This is a genomic window from Pseudoalteromonas rubra (genome assembly GCF_001482385.1).
Taxonomy (GTDB): domain Bacteria; phylum Pseudomonadota; class Gammaproteobacteria; order Enterobacterales; family Alteromonadaceae; genus Pseudoalteromonas; species Pseudoalteromonas ardens.
This window is the reverse complement of record NZ_CP013611.1, coordinates 989,884-1,008,463: the sequence shown is the minus strand read 5'-3', so window position 1 is coordinate 1,008,463 and position 18,580 is coordinate 989,884. Positions and strand designations below refer to the sequence as shown.

Genomic DNA, 18,580 nt, shown 5'->3' with positions numbered 1-18,580 from the left:
GCTTATTGCTCCTGTGCCAGTTGCGCTGCATCATGGGCAATCACCCACTCTTCATTGGTAGGGATGACTAATGCCTTGGGGCCAGTACCTGTGCGTGTAATTTCGCCCTGCTTGCCAAAGCGAGCATCCAGGTTCGCTGACTCATCAATTGTCATACCTAAGAACCCGAGTTGCTCGACAACGTTTGCCCTGATCACATCTGAATTCTCGCCAATACCGCCAGTGAACACCACGGCATCTACACCACCCAGTGGCACGGCAAAACTGGCAATTTGTTTAGCTAAGCGATAACAGAACATCTCCAATGCCAGCGTTGCTTGTGGGTGTCCGTCCGCTGCCGCCTCTTCAATGGTGCGGCAGTCATTCGACAGTTCACTGATCCCCAGCAGACCGCTTTGTTTATTCAGTAACGTGTCGACTTGTTCAACGCTGTAATCAAGCTGGTTAACCAGATAGGAGAAAAGGCCCGGATCGATGTCTCCACTGCGAGTGCCCATGATCAGGCCCTCCAGTGGCGTAAGCCCCATGCTGGTATCGACTGATTTACCGTCTTTTATCGCACACACTGAGCAACCGTTACCGAGGTGCGCGGTAATAATACGAGAACTTTTCTGCTCAAGCCCTAATGCTTTGATGGCCTGAGTCGATACAAAGTAGTGGCTGGTACCATGGAAACCATAGCGACGAATACCATGGGTTTTATACAGGTCATAAGGTAAAGCGTACAGGTAGGCACTGGGGGCCATGCTCTGATGGAACGCGGTATCAAAGACGGCAATTTGTGGCAAGTGGCTAAATGCCTGGGTAGCAGCGTCAATGCCGAGCAGGTTAGCTGGATTATGCAATGGCGCCAGATCTGCGGTTTTAACTATAGCCTGGTGAACGGTGTCATCTATCAGTGCTGATTGTGTGAAGTGTTCACCACCATGAACGACGCGGTGACCCACAGCCACCAGTTTATTGTCGAGGTTGAGGGATTTGACCAGTTCGACAAGTTTGTCGATGGCAATCTGATGCGCATCGCCAGAATTGAGCATGATGATGTGTTTTTCGCCATCATATTTATATTTAATTTGTGGGCTGTCTTCGCCGAGGCGTTCAGCGAGGCCAGAAAGGTGTTCCTGAGCGGTGTTTGGGTCTATGATTGCGAACTTGAGGCTGGAGCTGCCACAATTGAGTACCAGAACATGGGTAGATGACATAATGACTATCCGTTTTGACAATAACTGTTATTGCGTATTAAGCTAAATGAAATGGCGCATTTAGCTTAATATTAGACTAAGGTATAATTGACGAGTACAAAGTTAATTTTACCCGATTTTTTTGAGAAACGTTAGGCCATCGATATTGGTTTATCGTGTTTTATTGCGAGTTTTATTGATTGTTAAGCAGGCGCTGGTCGATGGCAGGTAAGCAACGGGTTAATAGTGTTGCTTGGTTTCCTGAAATTGACTAAATGTAAGTTGCCCGTTGCGGTTTTAAATCAATATAATGCGCAGAGAATTTTCCCTCGCACCCGGGAGTTATGATGCAGAAAAGTCTTATTTCACAAGTGCAACTTGGACGTCAGTATGCCAAAGAATGGCCAATGCGCAAGGAATTGACGCTGTTATTTCCCGAATTCAGAGTGATTAAAGCCACTGAGTTTGCCCTTCAGGTAATGCCTGCGCTGGCGATTATTTCGGTCTTTGTCCAGACTTCGTACTTGGGGATGGCTTATTTACCTCAGGCCATTACGATTGCGCTATTCTTCTTGTCTTTGCCTGTTCAGGGTTTACTTTGGCTGGGGAAGCGGGCGGATACTCGGTTGGATCCGGCTTTGAATAGTTGGTATAAAGAGCTGTATCACAAAATGGTGGCCAATGGGTATCAGGCCGATGCTGCACGGGATCCCAAGTATCGTGAACTGGCGAAACTGCTGAACGATATGTTTGAGAAAATGGACAAAGCATTTGCAAAAGAAAACCTCTGATAAGTCAGAGGTTTTTTATGTTTTATACGGATTAATCAGCCACCAACTCAGATTTTTGGTAGCGTGTGATCAGAAACGAAAAGGTTACCTCGTGGTAACTTGCTTGCTCTAATGCTTGGTAATGGCTTTCTTTGAATTTCCATGCAAAGGGCGTCATTTTTATCAAATGCTTAATGACGTCTGTCGCGACTTTATGTGTCTGCTCGAGATGCTCCTGAGCCACTTCAGTAAAGCCCTTTGGACAGTCCGGTGCATCATGTAATCTCACTTCATCGTAGATATGTGTTTTAAGTTCGTACAAGTGCTTAGGACCTGGGCTGACAACCAGTAGCTGGCCTTCAGGTTTGAGTAAACGGGCCATTTCGTCAGCAAATACCGGCGCAAACACACTCAGCAACACATCTGCTTGGTGTTCGACAAACGGTGCATCTTTAATTGAGGCAACGCTGAACTGGACCTGAGGATAGCGTTTTGCCGCGTAACGGATAGCCGGTTTTGAGATGTCTACACCAAATACCTGGCTGGTTGCTGGCAGCGCGTTGGCAATTTCCTGAGTATAAAAGCCTTCTCCGCACCCTAAGTCGATAACAGACTCATTGGATAATGTGGCTATGGCGTGTGCCAGGTGAGTTTGTAAAAACTGATAGTGTTCGGTGGCAAAAAAGTTGCGCCGTGCCTGAACCATGTCTAAATTGTCACCCGGCTGGCGGGACTTCTTAAACTGGACCGGGAGGAGATTAACATACCCTTCTTTCGCTACATCAAATTGATGATTGTGTTCACAACGAAACGTTTTATTTTGTTCAGTCAAAGGTGCTGAGCAAATGGGGCAGCGATAATGTAGCGTCATTTATCTAAGTAATCCCTATCGTAAAAGGTTTTGACCCAGTGTGGGCGGTAAGTGATCAGTAAAGTGATGGCCATGCCATTCAGCATGGCTTCCGGAAACCACATGATGATCGCATAAAAGATATAATTGTCGACCAGTACAGGCCAGTCATAAAGTCCAATGCTTAGGTAATACAGTGCACTTATCGCTATTTTACTGGCTGCAACGAGGCCGCCACACAAAAATGCACAGACAAAGATATAGACAAAAAAATGGCGACTGAGAAAGTGATAACAGAGCAAAAATAGGCCGTAGCTCAGATAAACCGGAAGTAGAGCGGTAAACAGCCAGAATGTCCATAAGTTTTCGATGGGCATGGGGCCAAAGAAATAACTGAGTAAAGTCGCGAGCGTGGCACATAACAGGCCCATATGCCAACCGAGCGTGAGTGTTGCCGCGGTGATCCCCAAGATATGGATAGAGAGGTGTGGCAAGATACCTGCCTGGATCTGCCATAGCAGCGCCAGTACCAGGGCACAAGCTAATACGCCGGTTTGTCTTGCCGGTGTTTGTAGCAATGCCTGGTACTGCTGTTTGTTGAAGCTCAGGGCAAACAAGCCTACGGCCATAAGTGCTGTGAACATGTCAATTACAGGTCAAAGGTCGCCCAGACTGGCGCATGATCTGAAGGCTTTTCGATACCGCGCAGTTCATAGTCGATATCACTCTCAACACATTTAGCCATCAAAGGGGCAGTCGCAAGGACAACGTCGATACGCAGTCCGCGATTGTCGTCAAACCCTTTAGAGCGATAATCAAACCATGAGTACTTCTCGCTCGCATTCGGAGTTAGCTCACGGAAAGTATCTTTCAGGCCCCAGTCGAGTAAGGTTTTCAGCCATTCACGTTCTACGGGCTGGAATGAACATTTACCCGTTTTAAGCCAGCGCTTACGGTTAGGCTCGCCGATCCCGATATCCAGATCGACAGGAGAAATATTAATGTCACCCATCACAATCAAATGCTCACTGTTATCGGCAGTGCTGTCCAGGTGAGTCATCAAATCTGCATAAAACTGGCGTTTGTACGGAAATTTGGTTTCGTGGTTAATATTGTCACCCTGTGGGAAGTAACCATTCATAACCGTGACATCTTCACCGCTGTTACTTTCAAAGGTGCCGATTATCATGCGCTTTTGCGACTCTTCTGTGTCTGTTGAAAATCCCTTTTGGATTTGTTTAGCTGGCTTTTTAGAAAGCAGTGCAACACCATAGTGAGCTTTTTGGCCGTGAAAATAGACGTGGTAGCCCATTGCTTCAACGTCAGCGACCGGAAAGGCTTCATCATGGACTTTGATTTCCTGCAAACCGATAACATCAGGCTGATGTTTGTCGATCAGAGCCTGCAGCTGATGCAAGCGGGCACGCAGACCATTTATATTGAATGAGATAACTTTCATAATTGTTGTTCTTTAATATGCAGAATTAAGTGGCGTTAAGTCTATCATTTATGTCTGCGCGAATGGAGAGGGGAGCGAGATTTTACCTTGTTGCGTTTGGTCCTGAAGTTGGTATGTAAGTGGGGAATTATGTGTTCCATAAAACGGTATTTATGATGCGCAGATTTGTTAATGAACGCGAAAATTGTAACCGCTTTAAAGCGCCTGATTAGGGAGTTGTGAATAGGCTATTAAATGATCAGTAAAGTTAGTTTTTACCATTTACAAAGGGAGTGTTGTATATATAATGCGCACCAATTCGTTCATTTGGGGTAAATTATGTTTAAGTCTCTCTCTCTTGTTACACTGATCTCGATTGCATCTTTTTCTGCTTCTGCTGGCGCACAAGTTGTGAACGGCAACGCATCACCAGAATCTAAAGTATGCGCTATCGCGGCAGAGCAAGGTCTGAGTGCTGCACGTGCGTATGGTTCCAAGCACGGTGTGTTCGTATCACGTTTTTCTAAAACACTTGAGTGTAACGGTGAAGACATCCGTTCATTTGCCAAACAAGTTAAAGCTGAGTCGGCGAATGAGCAAGCAAAAATAAAGCTTGTTGCTAAAAATGGCACAATTGCGACTGAATTATGTCTCAAGGCTGCCAAAGAGGGACTATCAAGTCTGGATAAATTCCGTCATCAGGCACGTAACCTAAAGTGTAACGATGTACCTGTTAAGCAGTTTATTAAAAATATCAATAATACAGCTATCTAACTACTTGCTATCAATGCAATAAAAAGCCCGGCCTGGTATGCCGGGCTTTTTGATCTCAGCGAAAAATTCATTAATAAAGCGTGAAAGCGCAATACCTGCTTAATTTGCAATCTCTTTTGTTTATTTTGGTTTTATCTTTTGTATTTATGTGTTCTTAAGTTGTTTTCTCTGTGTTATAAAATGTTTGCAATTACAAATATAATTAACACTATGGAGAAGAGGAAGAATGAAAAAGGGGATTACACTCACTGCGCTGGCTGTCTCAACAGTACTCACTGGCAGCTTACAAATGGCGATGGCGGAAGAAGGTGAAGTTGAGCGCATAGAGGTGACTGGCTCGCATATCAAGCGTTCTGATATGGAAGGGCCTTCGCCGGTACAAAGCATTTCTGCGGCCGATCTGGCTGCAACAGGCTCAACAGATCTGATTGGCGCTTTACAAAAGTTACCTGTGGCAGGTACGGGGACCTTTAGTACTCAAGGTAACTCCAGTGATGACACGGCAAATGGTGGTTCCAGCGTTGCACTTCGTGGGCTTGGCGCATCATCCACTTTGGTACTGATTAATGGTCGTCGGGTTGCTGTCAGTCCGTTTGCAAAAGACATTGAAACGTCGTTTGTTGATTTAAACACTATACCGGTTTCAGCAGTAAAGCGCGTCGATGTGTTAAAAGACGGGGCGTCTGCAACCTATGGTTCAGATGCGGTTGCAGGGGTAATTAACATTATCCTGCGCAACGACATCGATGGCTTTGAGGTGGCTGCCAAAATATCTGACACTTCAGACGGTGGCGGTGAAGAGCAGAACTTTACTTTATTATGGGGTAATTCAACCAGTAAAGGTCATCACAACTTTACGCTTGATTACTTTAAGCGCGGCGATATTTTTTATTCTGACAGAGATTATACGGCAACGGCTGACCAGACTTTTCGGGGCGGAAATAATTCACTGAGCTCGTCTGGCTTCCCTGGCAGTATTGAAGTAGTACGCAGTATGTTGACAGATGAGCAGTGGGAACGGCTGCCAGTAGTGCGTACCGAGGATGATGGTACTCAGGTTCGTCAAACCTTGTTCGCTGACGAGTGGGGAAATGATGTCTGTCCGGCAGAGATGATTATAGGGAATATCTGCCGTTACGATTATGCACCACATATGAGCCTGGTACCCTCAACCGAACGGGTTACTTTTAACTATAACGGTGTGCAGGAAATTATGGACGGTGTTGAAGGTTTTGCGGAATTTTCGGCACAACACGCCTCAACTTTCATTCAGGGCGCCGGTAGCCCGAGCTTTACGGAGCTGAATATGGCAGGTGATAACCCTAATCACCCCTTAGCTGATCAGCCCGGTCACTACCTCCATGGTGTGGACATTTCAATGCGGCGTCGTACCGTAGACATCGGTAACCGTAAGAAAGACGTCGACTCAGAATACTATCGTGCAGTGATGGGGATGCGAGGTGAGTGGCAGGACTGGGAGTGGGAGTTTGCATATTCTGCCATTCGGTCCAGTGCTGTCGAAAAAGGTTTTGACGGCTTCCCAAATAAAGTGCGGGCCCAGCAGGCGATTGATACAGGACTTTGGAACCCGTTTGAACCCAGCACGAATACGCAAGCTGGGTTGGATTTCTTTGAAACTACCACAACGCGTTACGGCTCATCCACTATGCAGTCATTAGACGGCACCATTTCTGGTGAGTTATTTGAATTTGGTGATGGTTATGTGTCGGCGGCATTTGGCTTTGAGCACCGCTATGAAAAAATTGAAGATAACCCGGATAGCCAGTATATCCGTGGTGAGATATTCGGTACGGAGGCCACTCAGGCCAATGGTGATCGTGACAATACAGCGGTATTCGCAGAATTCAGTGCTCCGTTACTGGAAAACTTAGAGCTTCAGCTCGCATTGCGTCATGAAGACTACAGTGATTTTGGTAATACCACGGATCCTAAGGTGGCTTTTCGCTGGACACCCATTGACTCAGTTGTGGTCCGTGGCTCCTGGGGAACCGCATTCCGTGCACCTTCACTCGTTCAGTTACACCTTGGTCGTACTGATGAGTCACCCAGTGTAATTGATAAAGAGCGTTGTAAACAAACAGGTGATGATGCCGATTGTTCTCCGACTGAATATACGGCCATCGTTGCAGGTAACAAGCAATTGCAACCTGAGGAGTCGGAAAACTTTAATCTGGGCGTGATTTGGCAGGCGACGGATACCTTCAGCATTGGTGTGGATTACTGGAACTATGATCAGGAAGACTTGATCAAGAAAATTGGTGCACAGAAGTTGGTTGATTGCTGTGGTACCGATCCTAACCTGGTGGTGCGTGCACCGAATCAGGGAAGCACCTTAGGTCGGATCCTGACAATCAATGATACCTTTGTGAATATTGGTGGTCGTGAAACGGATGGTTTCGATCTGGACATTGAATATTTACTGAATACGTCCGACATGGGTGAGTTCCGTTTCAATTACAATTTGACGTATACACTGAACTTTGAAGAGCAATCGTTTGAAAGTGACGACACTGGCAACACCAGTACAGTCGTTGAAGACCTCAATGGTGAGTATCAGCACCCTAAATATCGCTGGACAGCTGGTGTGGACTGGTCAATGGATGATTTTGTTGCCAATCTGAGTTTTAACTATGTCGATAAGAATTTGGATCTGGCAGACAGCAATGGCGATAAGTATGAAATTGACTCCTGGACGACAGTTGATACCAGTGTCAGCTATATAGGTTACGACAAACTGACCGTAACCGTCGGGGCATCAAACTTGTTGAATGAAGAGGCACCGTTAGCGCCATCTGAATCAATGGGTATTGATAACAAAACCCACAGTGCGTTGGGTCGTCAGGTCTATCTGAAGTTTGGCTATCAGTTTTAATTGAGCCGACGTGAGAATAGTAAAAAGCCGCTGATATCGTGAAGATATCATCGGCTTTTTTAATGATAGCTTAGTGCTGTATTTCAGGCGGGAAGTTTGCCAGGATTTCGGTAACTGTCTTATTAATTGATTCGGTACGCTGCTCCGGGGTTTGCTTGGCACGTAACCGATTCTCTTTGGCTCCACGCCAAACCAGCTGGTTGGAAGTTCGGTCAATAATGTCTACCACAAGCGTGCCAACTTTATATTCCCGGGCCGTAGTATGGTGATCGACACCCCATCCCCAGTAGCTCCAGCGTGCCCCATAACTGACTTTAAAGGTGTCCACTTCCAGCTTTTTGTCAACTGCCACATGGTAGTTGATCAGAATATCAGCCACAGTGGCGTCAACTAATTTAAATCCCTGCTTTGCCATTTGTTCGGTGATGGCGTTACGAATACGTTTTTCCATTAACCCATTGATTTGATAATTTTGCGGGCGTGCTTGTAAGCTGGCCTCCGCCGACCAGGCATAGGTCTTATAGTTTGTAAATTCAACAGACTTGTCGTAGTCCCAGTCCGGGGTGGTGCCACAGGCACTGAGCATCAGTAAACTTGCCACGACGGCAAAGGTCCTGGTGCTGACAAGGTATTTTTTAAGTTGGTTCAGCATGGTTTACTCCTTAAAAACAAAAAAATCTAACGCTTACCTAAGTATACGACAGTTAAAGCGCGAAGATCATCACAAAAAAGGGCACTCAATTGTGCCCTTTTGATATTAATTGTGTTCGACTTCGATCCAGTCTTTTTCGTCAACCCAGTTCTGGCTGCCCTGATTGACGCTGCGGATTGGCACCAGATAATCACAACTTATCTGTGGTTTAACCGAGGCGAAAATAGGTACGAAGCCAAAGCTCAGGGCGGTTTCGATGATCGCCTTTTGGTTTTGCGGGTCAATATCGGCTGCCTCATCAATATAGATAGGGATGCGATACATAGCCTGCTCCTGATCCGATAGCAAATAACGAATAAACAACATGCCGCACAGAAGTTTAATGGTGATCCGGGTCCCATTTGAGCCGGCAGAGTCAATTTTATCAAAGTGCTCAGTATCGCCTGCGCGATTCACCACTTCAAAGCGAATATCAAACAGGTCAGTGAGTGTCAGGCCTGCCTTGTCGCTGGCCAGCTTGATAATGTGATCTTTAGCTTCGTTGACTGCATGACTGTCGGCGGGTTGCTCGCTGAGTAAGTCAAAGCTTTCACCTTGCTCATACAAGTCGGATGTTGCGATGATAGTGTCTATACTCCCAACCAGCATTTTTCTTGGGATCACATTGATCTTAAATGCCTTAAGGTTAGAGATGCGGTGCTGACTGATCCCTTTGTTAAAGCTGTTCATTTCCCGGCGCAGGCGATCCAGGTCTTCACGCAGACCTTTGATGGTTGCGGCGACTTCCGTCAGTGCCACACGGGCCTGACGTTCTACTGCATCTCGCTCATTATCCAGGTTGTGATAGGCGCTGATAAGCTTAGCGTACTTAGTCGCATCGTCTGTTTCGTTGTCGAACTTAGTAATCCCGGCGTTGTAGATGTGCAGGTAAGTGTTGCGCACATTGACATCCAGGTTTCGAAGTTCCTGACAGTCTTTGTTGAATTGATGGATCACTTCGGCCAGGTTATCAAAGTCTAATTTAATCTCAACCGGGTAGGGCGTTTGCTTGCCACTATACAAGTCGAGCGTATGATCGATGCGCTCAGACTTCACTTGCTTAAGGCGATCGGCCTGGCGCAGGATCAGATCTTGTTTACTCTTGATGATGGAGCGACGATCTGAAATTGACCCGGCATTACGTTGCACATCCTGCAGGTAATCATCTACTTGCTCGCGCTCAGCTTGCAGCTGTTCCTGCAATGCCTGTTGGGCTTCAGCCGATTGCGCCATGGTCTGGAATTGTTCAAAGCGTTTTAATGCCGCTTCGGTGGCCATTAATTCATCGTAGAGTGCATCGCGTTCTTGTTGTTTTTCGGCCACATTGGCAGACACTTCGCGCTGTTGTTTCAGCTCCTGCAGTGACTGTTGTAGTGCCTCCAGCTGCGCCTGCAACTGGGTTTTGTTTTCGCCGCTTTGCATTTGTACTGGTGCCAGCTTTTTCAGCTTGATGGTGGCACCAGGAAGCTTAAGTTCACCGCCTTTGACAGCCGCAGATAATTGCGCCAGAAAGTCGCCAAAGGCGTCGTCATCGCTGATCTCAACTTCGCCCTTACCGGTGGTGGCAAAAGACAAAATATCCGGATTCAGAATTCGAGAGACCTCTTCTACTTCTTTCAGTGAAAGGTCTTCACGCATTCGGGTAAAGAGGTTGAATTCCAGGTTCTTGAGCTGAAGTTTCAGGCTCTTGACTTGCTTTTGCGTTTCGCCAATTCGATAGTCCAGCGTATGGAGGCTCTGACCCTGTGCACTGTTAATGGAGAACGACAGCTGTTCGTACTCTTTTTTCAGCAGCGTCAGATTGGTTTTTAGCGTTGCATGGTTGGTGAGCTCAAACTCAGACTTGAGCGCGTGGTAGTCAGTAAACCATTGCTCTATCTGTGTTTGCTTTCGTTCAATATCGCGTGACTGTTGCACATAGAGCTGCTGCTTTTCCTCAAACTCGCGCTTTTCCTGTTCGATATTCTCAAGTTGATCATTGAGCTCGCTAATCTGGTTCTGCTGATACTCATCGAACTCCACTATGGCTTTGTCGAGCTTAGGTGCGTAGGCGGCAAGTTTGCCTTTGAGGGTCGCTTCGCCTTCAATCATTTGCTCCAGCGCAGCAATGGGTTCCTGCATGGACTCCAGTGCATTCAACTCTCGGCGAGAGCGGTTTACTTTATCAAACGCACGGCGCCATACTTCATAAAAGTCGACTTTGGAGTTGGACATATGACGCTCAAAGACTTTAAGCATAAAGCGTTTGACATCATGGGCACCCAGTTTATGCAGGTTCAGAATTCGGCGGAAGATCTCTTTGTATACCGCGGCATCCTGGACGTTGTTCAGCGGGATCATCTTGAGATTGATGTCACCATCGTACGGCGTTGCCCCGCCTGTCAGCAAGGCATTCAGTTCGGCCGCTTTGAGTTCAACGGGCTTAAAGCCTTTCTCCTGTAAGTGATTGAACAACTTGGTGTATTTAATGATGCTTTTTCCCTGGGTGAAGTCATCCAGGTTGAGTTTGCCGTTATAGCAAAAGAATTGGTGCGCGTAACCGGCAATTTTACCTAACCCCGCAACGCCGATGACGACGTCACCATGAGGCAGATTTGCTTCAAGCAGAATGTAAGACTGATCACTTGAAAAGTAGAACTTACGGGTTTCTTCGAGGTCATGACCATCCCATTCGGTCAGGCGCAAATCGTTGATAAGCGGGAATTGTAGGGCATTGATGACTGAGCTTTTACCTGTGTTGTTCGGGGCACAGATAGAGGCACTTTTATCCAGTGGGATCACACACTTGGCATAACCTGCGGTGTTGAGCAGGGCGAGTTTACTGAGACCATACAGCTTGTTCATACTTCTTCCTCAAGTGTGTCGTAATTGTCCTCATTTACTTCCATCAGCGCGTCGATATAACGATATACCGGTGCCAGTAGCGAGAAACCTTGCTCTACTTCGCGAGCCAGGCCCAGGCGAACCATACGCAGACAAACGTCTTTGCGAAGATCGGACCCTGAGAAAATTTCTAGCTGGTCAAACAGGTGTTTGTTTAGTTGAACCAGAGTCTGCATCAGCTCCAAATCCAGCACTTCGTCAAACAAAGCGCGCAGCGGATCTTTACCCTGGTTGGCAAAGTGCTCGATCAGGATGAATACAGTCAGGGCAATGGCACGGGAGATCTTGCCCATGTTGGGGGTGCTTTCATCACTGGCCAGATAATAAAAGCCACGGCTGTCGTGTTGCAGGTCATGGCCAAGGGCATTGAACAGTGCCTGATATGACTCTATGTGTTGATCCAGCTCTTGCCACTGTGTCGTGTCCTGTTCGCTGATATGGTAGCCACTGACCAATTTTTTATTGATCGCCTGTAACTGACTGAGTTCGTCTAGATTAATGTGTGTCATGGTGTTTACTAATTCTGGTTATCTGATTGCTTGTCCGTTGCACTGAACGGATAAAGTCGAATGCGGGTATTGGCGATTTGCATCGTTTGTTGTTGCTCGTCCTGGGCGATATCGAGTTCGGGATCGCTGATCAGCTTTTGGTACAAGAACAGCATTTCATCCGCTTCCAGCGCCGGGTATTGTTCACTCAAAAAGCCAAGCAAGGCGGTACGCTTTTTACCGGACCCTTTAAACGATTTACGCACGTCCGAATAATCCGGAATATTTGGGCTTTGATATGCAGGCACATCCTGCTGATCCGGCAATTGATATTCCTCGTGTTCGAACTCGCTGAGACTGGCCATATAAGCCACCATATGACGTTGCTGACCCAGGCTGAAACGCTGTATGTCTGAGACAAAGTAGGGCTGCACCGGGCTGAGCATACGATCAACGCCATTTTTACGGATCAAGCCCAGGACTTTTGCCGCCTGGCGGGTAATGAGTGTGTTGCGTCTGAGTTCTTCGCGCAGTGGCATCAGCATATCGGCACTTTTACCTAAGCTCTCACGCCCGATCAGGTGCATATCAAGGATCCGGGTACGCAATTGCTCGAGCATTCGTTTGTCCTGTGCACCACGGCCAAGTTGTTCGATTTGCGCGATCTGTTCACTGATCTGATGCTCTATAGTCGTAAAGCAGGCTTGGAAGGGTCCATGGATATCGACCATTTCCAGCATTGGCTCGATATATTCATCAAATGCTTCAATCACGGCGCGATAGCGTTTTTGCAAAGACAGATTACCTTGATCTGATTTTGCCTGTTCCACCAGGTTCATGATGGCACTTTCATTATGATGATACAGCTTGACGATTTTGCGCACACGCTCATCCATAATACGACTAAAACGACGCAGCTCACTGTGATCGCCTTCATCGCCTGCCTGGGCCAAGCGTTCTCCCAGTCGTTGCAGATCTTTAACTAATACTGTGATTTCTTCAGCCAGGCCAAGGTGTTCTTCCTGTAATAAAAAACTAGCGAAGTCGGCCACGGCTCGGTTAATTTCGAGTTGCGATGATTTGGCCAGAGGAATAATTATTTCCTGGTTTAGTAACCGATTGGTTTCTCTATAAATACGTTCACTTGACCAGTTTGGGTTTTTCAATTTGATGATGTTTTGCACATCTTTTAGGCTGAAATCGGCCATCTTAAAGCGTTTAAAAAGCAGCTCCAGGACGCCCCAGTGTTCATTCAGCGTATTTAATACTTTTTTAGCTGGGATCATAGCTTTCCAGTGTGTATCAATTTTGTGACGGTATCAGGTAAGAAAATTGTCATAATATGTAACTACTCGTGGCACAGTGTGCTGCTAAGTGTTAGACTCCGCGCCGATTACGTTACTCTTCACAATTTTTACTTTTAATTACAGGTTGTTTACGCATATGGTCACGCCCATTATCCTAACCCTGATAGCGGTCGCTTTTGTGCTTATCGTTATAGAGGATATTATCCATGTAAACAAGGCCAAAACGACCCTTTTTTTTGGCACTTTATGTTGGATTATCCTATTTATCTCTCCGATCCATGGCGAAAGCTCAGAAACTATACAACATCGGCTCGATCACAACATTCTGGAAATTGCCACATTGTGGTTATTCCTGATGGCAGCGATGACCTTTGTTGCTTACCTGAACTCCAAAGGTTTTATACAAAACATTGTTCACCGTGTGATGCCAACCCAGATCAGCGAACGTAAAATGATGTTCCTGGTTGGCGGCTTTGCCTTCTTGTTTTCTTCGATTTCTGACAACATTACTGCGACACTTATCTCGCTGGCTGTGGTCATGTCACTCAAACTAGACCCGAAGAAACTGATTAAGTATGCCACATTGATCATTTTTAGTGTTAACTCAGGAGGGGTATCGCTCATTACCGGCGATGTCACGACACTGATGATTTTCCTGGCTGGCAAGGTCACCATTCCCGATCTCCTGCTGCTAGTTGCGCCTTCAATTGTCAGTGTGTTGTTGCTGGCTACACTGTTGTCCATTGGTATGAAAGATCAACTGCTATTCGAAAAACAAGTGCTGCGTCGTATAGAGAAAACGGACATCACGATTGCCGTTATCTTCATGACCACTGTACTCACCACGCTGTATCTGAGCGTGCAATATCAGGTCCCACCTATGCTGACTTTCCTGTGTGGTCTGTCGGTGATGTTTTTAATGGCGCAGTTTCTGATGCGCAAGAAAGACGTCAACAAAAAGATCATCGATTATATCCGCGAGATAGAGTACGACACTTTACTGTTTTTCGTCGGTGTGTTGTTGCTGGTTGGGGCACTAAAAGAGGTGGGTGTCCTGAATATGTTTACCCAGTTGTATGAATTCATTGAGCCTCAGTATGCCAGTTATCTGGTTGGCCTTATGAGTGCTGCGGTAGATAACGTGCCCCTGACGGCTGCTCTGTTAAAGGCGGACATTGTTATGAGCCCTCAGCAATGGCTGACTTTTACTTATGCAACGGGTGTCGGTGGCTCTATGCTGATTATCGGCTCTGCTGCCGGGATCATTGCCATGAGTAAAGTTAAAGCTCTAACCTTTACCAGTTACTTAAGAATGAGCCTGTATTTGTTAATTGCCTATACGGCAGGCTATGCGGGCGCCTATTTTATGGGGCAATTTATTTAAACTTTGGTGACAGGGACAAATTTGTACTTGACACCTAGACGTCTAAAAGATACCTTTTTCGAGCCCGCACAAAATGCGGGCTTTTATTTTGCCAGGATTCAGTTAAATCCCGGCAAAATAAACAGAAGAGGCGCGATGCTTAGGTAGCTGATGTGAGGTGACGATTACCCGTGACCATCAGTGAGGGAAGTACTCGCCGAGAAAAGTCAGGTTGCGTCAGCGTGATTTTTCGGTCCTTGAGGTTGAATCCTCGGGACTGTCACCGTTTTCAGGTGGAGAGCTTCTGGCAGAGGTCATTTCTTTATGGTTAGTCCATCCTATTGCCAAGTTCTCCTTATTGATGTTGATCGCCCAGTGTGATCCCAAGGAGATAAAATGAATTCCCAGTATGTCGTTGCTAAATTTGGCGGCACCAGTGTTGCAAACTTCGAAGCCATGCAGCGATGCGCCACGATAGTCCACGATGACCCGAATGTCCGTGTTGTGGCCGTGAGCGCGAGTGCCGGTGTGACGAATCACCTGGTAACCCTGACGCAGCAAAAAGTCGATGCAGAGGCACGCCAGGCATTGTTTCAGTCTGTGATGGATATTCAACAAAGCATTCTGGCATGTCTAACGCTCGATGCTGATCTGGAGGCAGGGTTTACTGAAACACGGGATGATTTTCACACACTTGCTCAATTACCTGCGTTGGACGCACAGCAGTGCGACGAAATGCTGAGTTTTGGAGAGCGCTTTTCATCTTATCTGTTTACTCAGGTACTGAGAGATTTAGGGGTTGCCAGCAGCCGATTTGATGTGCGACGGGTGCTTAAAACAGACCGCCAGTTTGGTAAGGCAGTGCCAGATATTGACGCAACACGTGAAGCCGCCGAGGCCCATTTAATTCCCTTGTTGCAGGAGCAGGTGGTGGTGACTCAAGGGTTCATAGGCAGTGATAATCAGGGACAAACCACCACGCTGGGGCGCGGCGGGTCTGATTATAGTGCAGCGCTACTGGCTGAGGCAATTGCTGCACGCAGTGTACATATCTGGACAGATGTCGTTGGTATCTTCAGTACAGATCCGCGTTTGTGCCAAAAAGCGCAGCCAATCGCCCGGTTGAGTTTTGATGAAGCCGCAGAAATGGCAACCTTTGGTGCTAAAGTGCTACACCCGGCCACTATATTGCCTGCCAGTCGCAGCGGAATATCAGTGTTTGTGGGCTCAAGTAAAGACCCGCATGCTGGTGGGACCTGGATTGAAAAGAACAACCGCTCGGAACCTGGGATCCGTGCAGTCACGCAACGTAAGAACCAGATCCTGTTAACACTGAAAAGTCCGGAAATGCTGCTTGCAAGTGGTTTTCTGGCACGTATATTCACCATTTTGAGTGCACATAATATTTCGGTTGATCTGGTAACTACTTCTGAGATCAGCGTTGCATTGACGCTGGACAATGCGCCAAATGCCACACGGCCCGAGCTGGCGCAAGCTTGTCTGGATGAACTCGGAGAGTTTTGTCAGGTCAGTGTCGAAAACAATCTGACATTGGTGGCCATGATAGGTTCTGAGATCCAGCTGCGCCATGGTGAAGCGAGTCTGATGCAAGTACTGGCTGACTTTAATATTCGCCTGATCTGTCACGGCGCAAGTCGCCATAACCTGTGCTTTTTGGTTGAGCAAACGGAATCGGACGCAGTCGTACAGGCGATCCACAGCCGATTATTGGAAGCGGCATAATTCAGGGGCCTGGCAAGTCGGGCTGGACACTTTATCACGAGCGGGTAATACTCGCTCTGATACCTAAATCAATTACTCACAGGTGTATCCATGGAATATCAGGAAATTTATCAGTTCTGGTTTGTCGAATGTCAGGAACAGGACTGGTGGCAAAAGTCGACTCAGTTCGACAATAAAATCACGGCGCGGTTTGCCCATGTACACCAGCAGGCTGTGGCCGGAGAACTGGCTGAATGGCGAAAGACCGCGGTGGGGGCGCTGTGTGAAATCATTGTGCTTGATCAGTTTTCGCGCAATATGTTCCGCGACACACCGGCTGCGTTTGCCAGCGACCCGCAGGCTTTGTGTTTAGCACAGCACGCCGTTGAAAAAGGGTTTGATCAGCAACTAGAGAAAACTCAGCGCACCTTTTTGTATTTGCCTTACATGCACAGTGAAAGTCTGAGCATGCATCAGCAGGCGGATGCCCTGTTTAAATCATTACCAAACTATGAGTTTGAGCTGGCGCATAAAAAAATTATTGAACAGTTTGGCCGTTACCCCCATCGAAATGCCATTTTAGGGCGTGAGTCGAGCGCTGAAGAGTTGGCTTTTTTGCAAACGCCTGGTTCGAGTTTTTAAGTCTTGCTGAACTGTGTGTTCGGGCTTGATGTCACCAGGTGAAGGCTGGCAGACCAGCTCTGATCTGAGGGCGTAAACCCTTGTCACCGTTGGCTGTTCCGATTTGCCCGAACTGACACTCGCAATTTGTTTACAAGTGCGTATAATCGCCAGTCTACAACAATAATTAACTTGGCATTCGATTATGGCTCAAGTGCGTGAAGGTTTTCAAAGCCGTCTGGGCTTTGTGTTAGCGGCAGCCGGTGCGGCAGTCGGACTTGGTAATATTTGGGGGTTTCCCACTCAGGCAGCGAACCACGGTGGTGGCGCGTTTTTGCTGGTTTACTTTATCGTCATATTCTTACTGGCATTACCTGCTTTGTATACGGAGTTGTACCTGGGTCATCAGGCGCAAGCCAACCCGGTGAAAGCGCTTAAGCAGGCGTGGCAGGAAAAACAGCCTAAAATCGGTGCCTCTGCAGGTTACATCGGCCTTGCCGGTGCCATTGTCATGCTCAGTTTCTATTCTATTGTTGCCGGCTGGATGTTGGCGCATTCGCTCGAACCACTGGCTCGTTTAGTTGGCTGGGATGCAGCCAGCGCTTTTCTCTCAGGTGATTCGACCTTACGGAATTTTATCTTTACCCCAATGATGCTACTGCTGACGGCTGGCATTATATTACAGGGGGTTAAGTCAGGGATTGAAACCTGGTCTCGTCGACTCATGCCTGTGTTACTAATGCTGTTGGTAGCGTTGATCGCTTATATGGGCACACTGGAAGGCGCTTCTGCCGGGTTTAAGGCGTACCTTGTGCCCGATTTTAGCAAGATTGGCGACCCTGAATTGATCATTGCTGCCATGGGGCAGGCGTTTTTCTCTTTGTCTCTGGGTGTAGGCTGCATGATGATTTACGGCTCTTACCTGAAACCAAATGAGAACTTACCAAAACTAACTTTTAGTGTCGCAATGCTGGATACTGGTGTTGCCTTCCTGGCAGGGTTACTGATTATTCCTGCTTTGTTTATTGCTCAGAATAATGGTGTAGAAGTTTTCCAAAATGGCAAGCTGGTGGGTGAGGGCAGGCTTATTTTTGCTATTTTACCTGAGCTGTTTGCAACCATGGGCGAGATAGGTTTGTTCGTCGGGCTGACTTTCTTTGTACTGATGTCGATAGCGTCACTGACTTCAACGATTTCATCCACCGAAATTCCCGTGTCATTTCTGGTGGAAAACCATGGTTTTAAGCGTGGCCAAGCAACCTGGCTGGTGACCTTTGTGCTGCTGATAAGCTCAGGGGCTATTATCCTCAATTTCGACTGGCTGTTTGGTCTGGTGATCCAGATTTTAACCCATTATCAGTTGCCACTGATGGGCTTGTTCTACTTTGTTACCGTAGGTTGGGTATGGCGTCGTGGTAACCAGCTTGCTCTGGAGTGTAGTGGAAAAATGTACTGGTTTGCCCAGTATGTGCGTTTTGTCTGCCCGGTGCTGATGACAGCCGTCTTTGCCAATGTGGCGTTTTTTAAGTAACCATCATTGGACACAAAAATGCCCGGCTTGCCGGGCTTTTTTGTGTCTGCTGAACCATCTGGCTTGAG

Annotated in this window: 15 protein-coding genes and 1 riboswitch; of the genes, 7 read left to right on the top strand and 8 right to left on the bottom strand. The window is 47.1% G+C overall.

All coding sequences use genetic code 11. The annotated features are described in order from the left end of the window. Window positions 1-2: 2 nt before the first annotated feature. On the bottom strand, window positions 3-1,202 hold the full coding sequence (locus AT705_RS04505; RefSeq protein WP_058795664.1) for an acetate/propionate family kinase: 1,200 nt from the start codon (window positions 1,200-1,202) through the stop codon (window positions 3-5). Between the two features lie 326 nt (window positions 1,203-1,528). Between AT705_RS04505 and yfbV the strand changes: the two genes are divergently transcribed. Then, entirely contained in the window at window positions 1,529-1,972 is a 444-nt protein-coding gene (gene yfbV / locus AT705_RS04500) for a terminus macrodomain insulation protein YfbV (protein ID WP_058795663.1), read from the top strand. 31 nt (window positions 1,973-2,003) lie between these two features. Here yfbV and rlmA read toward each other — a convergent pair whose 3' ends face one another. From rlmA to xthA, 3 genes are read right to left on the bottom strand one after another with little or no spacing between them, the layout of a single operon-like run. Next, on the bottom strand, window positions 2,004-2,822 hold the full coding sequence (rlmA, locus tag AT705_RS04495) for a 23S rRNA (guanine(745)-N(1))-methyltransferase (RefSeq protein ID WP_058795662.1): 819 nt from the start codon (window positions 2,820-2,822) through the stop codon (window positions 2,004-2,006). Next, a complete protein-coding gene (locus AT705_RS04490; RefSeq protein WP_058795661.1) occupies window positions 2,819-3,445 on the bottom strand; it encodes an energy-coupling factor ABC transporter permease in 627 nt (208 codons plus the stop codon). Before AT705_RS04490 ends, rlmA begins: the two co-directional genes overlap by 4 nt. A gap of 5 nt (window positions 3,446-3,450) precedes the next feature. Further along, a complete protein-coding gene (gene xthA, locus AT705_RS04485; protein WP_058795660.1) occupies window positions 3,451-4,260 on the bottom strand; it encodes an exodeoxyribonuclease III in 810 nt (269 codons plus the stop codon). Between the two features lie 318 nt (window positions 4,261-4,578). Between xthA and AT705_RS04480 the strand changes: the two genes are divergently transcribed. Then, complete coding sequence (locus tag AT705_RS04480) at window positions 4,579-5,013, top strand: hypothetical protein (RefSeq protein ID WP_058795659.1); 435 nt, start codon at window positions 4,579-4,581, stop codon at window positions 5,011-5,013. Between the two features lie 226 nt (window positions 5,014-5,239). Further along, window positions 5,240-7,906 carry a TonB-dependent receptor plug domain-containing protein gene (locus AT705_RS04475; RefSeq protein ID WP_058795658.1) on the top strand — a complete coding sequence of 889 codons (2,667 nt, stop codon included), beginning with the start codon at window positions 5,240-5,242 and terminating at the stop codon, window positions 7,904-7,906. Between the two features lie 70 nt (window positions 7,907-7,976). Here the strand turns inward: AT705_RS04475 and AT705_RS04470 are convergent, their stop codons facing one another. From AT705_RS04470 to AT705_RS04455, 4 genes are all read right to left on the bottom strand, one after another. Further along, window positions 7,977-8,558: a DUF4136 domain-containing protein gene (locus AT705_RS04470; RefSeq protein ID WP_049865106.1), complete on the bottom strand. Its 582-nt coding sequence runs from the start codon at window positions 8,556-8,558 to the stop codon at window positions 7,977-7,979. Between the two features lie 105 nt (window positions 8,559-8,663). Continuing rightward, a complete protein-coding gene (locus tag AT705_RS04465) occupies window positions 8,664-11,441 on the bottom strand; it encodes a hypothetical protein (protein ID WP_058795657.1) in 2,778 nt (925 codons plus the stop codon). Next, window positions 11,438-11,989: a condensin complex protein MksE gene (locus tag AT705_RS04460; protein WP_058795656.1), complete on the bottom strand. Its 552-nt coding sequence runs from the start codon at window positions 11,987-11,989 to the stop codon at window positions 11,438-11,440. Before AT705_RS04460 ends, AT705_RS04465 begins: the two co-directional genes overlap by 4 nt. A gap of 8 nt (window positions 11,990-11,997) precedes the next feature. Next, on the bottom strand, window positions 11,998-13,254 hold the full coding sequence (locus AT705_RS04455; protein WP_058795655.1) for a hypothetical protein: 1,257 nt from the start codon (window positions 13,252-13,254) through the stop codon (window positions 11,998-12,000). A 157-nt stretch (window positions 13,255-13,411) separates the two neighbouring features. Here AT705_RS04455 and nhaD point away from each other — a divergent pair, with 157 nt between their 5' ends. The 4 genes from nhaD to AT705_RS04435 all read left to right on the top strand — a co-directional run bounded on the left by nhaD (window position 13,412) and on the right by AT705_RS04435 (window position 18,512). Continuing rightward, complete coding sequence (gene nhaD, locus AT705_RS04450) at window positions 13,412-14,659, top strand: sodium:proton antiporter NhaD (RefSeq protein ID WP_058795654.1); 1,248 nt, start codon at window positions 13,412-13,414, stop codon at window positions 14,657-14,659. A gap of 117 nt (window positions 14,660-14,776) precedes the next feature. After that, window positions 14,777-14,950, top strand: a riboswitch (Lysine riboswitch). Window positions 14,951-15,034: 84 nt separating this feature from the next. After that, a complete protein-coding gene (gene lysC, locus AT705_RS04445; protein WP_058795653.1) occupies window positions 15,035-16,381 on the top strand; it encodes a lysine-sensitive aspartokinase 3 in 1,347 nt (448 codons plus the stop codon). Window positions 16,382-16,471: 90 nt separating this feature from the next. Further along, the gene (locus AT705_RS04440; protein WP_058795652.1) at window positions 16,472-17,002 is read left to right on the top strand and encodes a DUF924 family protein; all 531 of its coding nucleotides are present in this window, start codon (window positions 16,472-16,474) and stop codon (window positions 17,000-17,002) included. A gap of 184 nt (window positions 17,003-17,186) precedes the next feature. Next, window positions 17,187-18,512 carry a sodium-dependent transporter gene (locus tag AT705_RS04435; RefSeq protein ID WP_058795651.1) on the top strand — a complete coding sequence of 442 codons (1,326 nt, stop codon included), beginning with the start codon at window positions 17,187-17,189 and terminating at the stop codon, window positions 18,510-18,512. Window positions 18,513-18,580 lie beyond the last annotated feature (68 nt).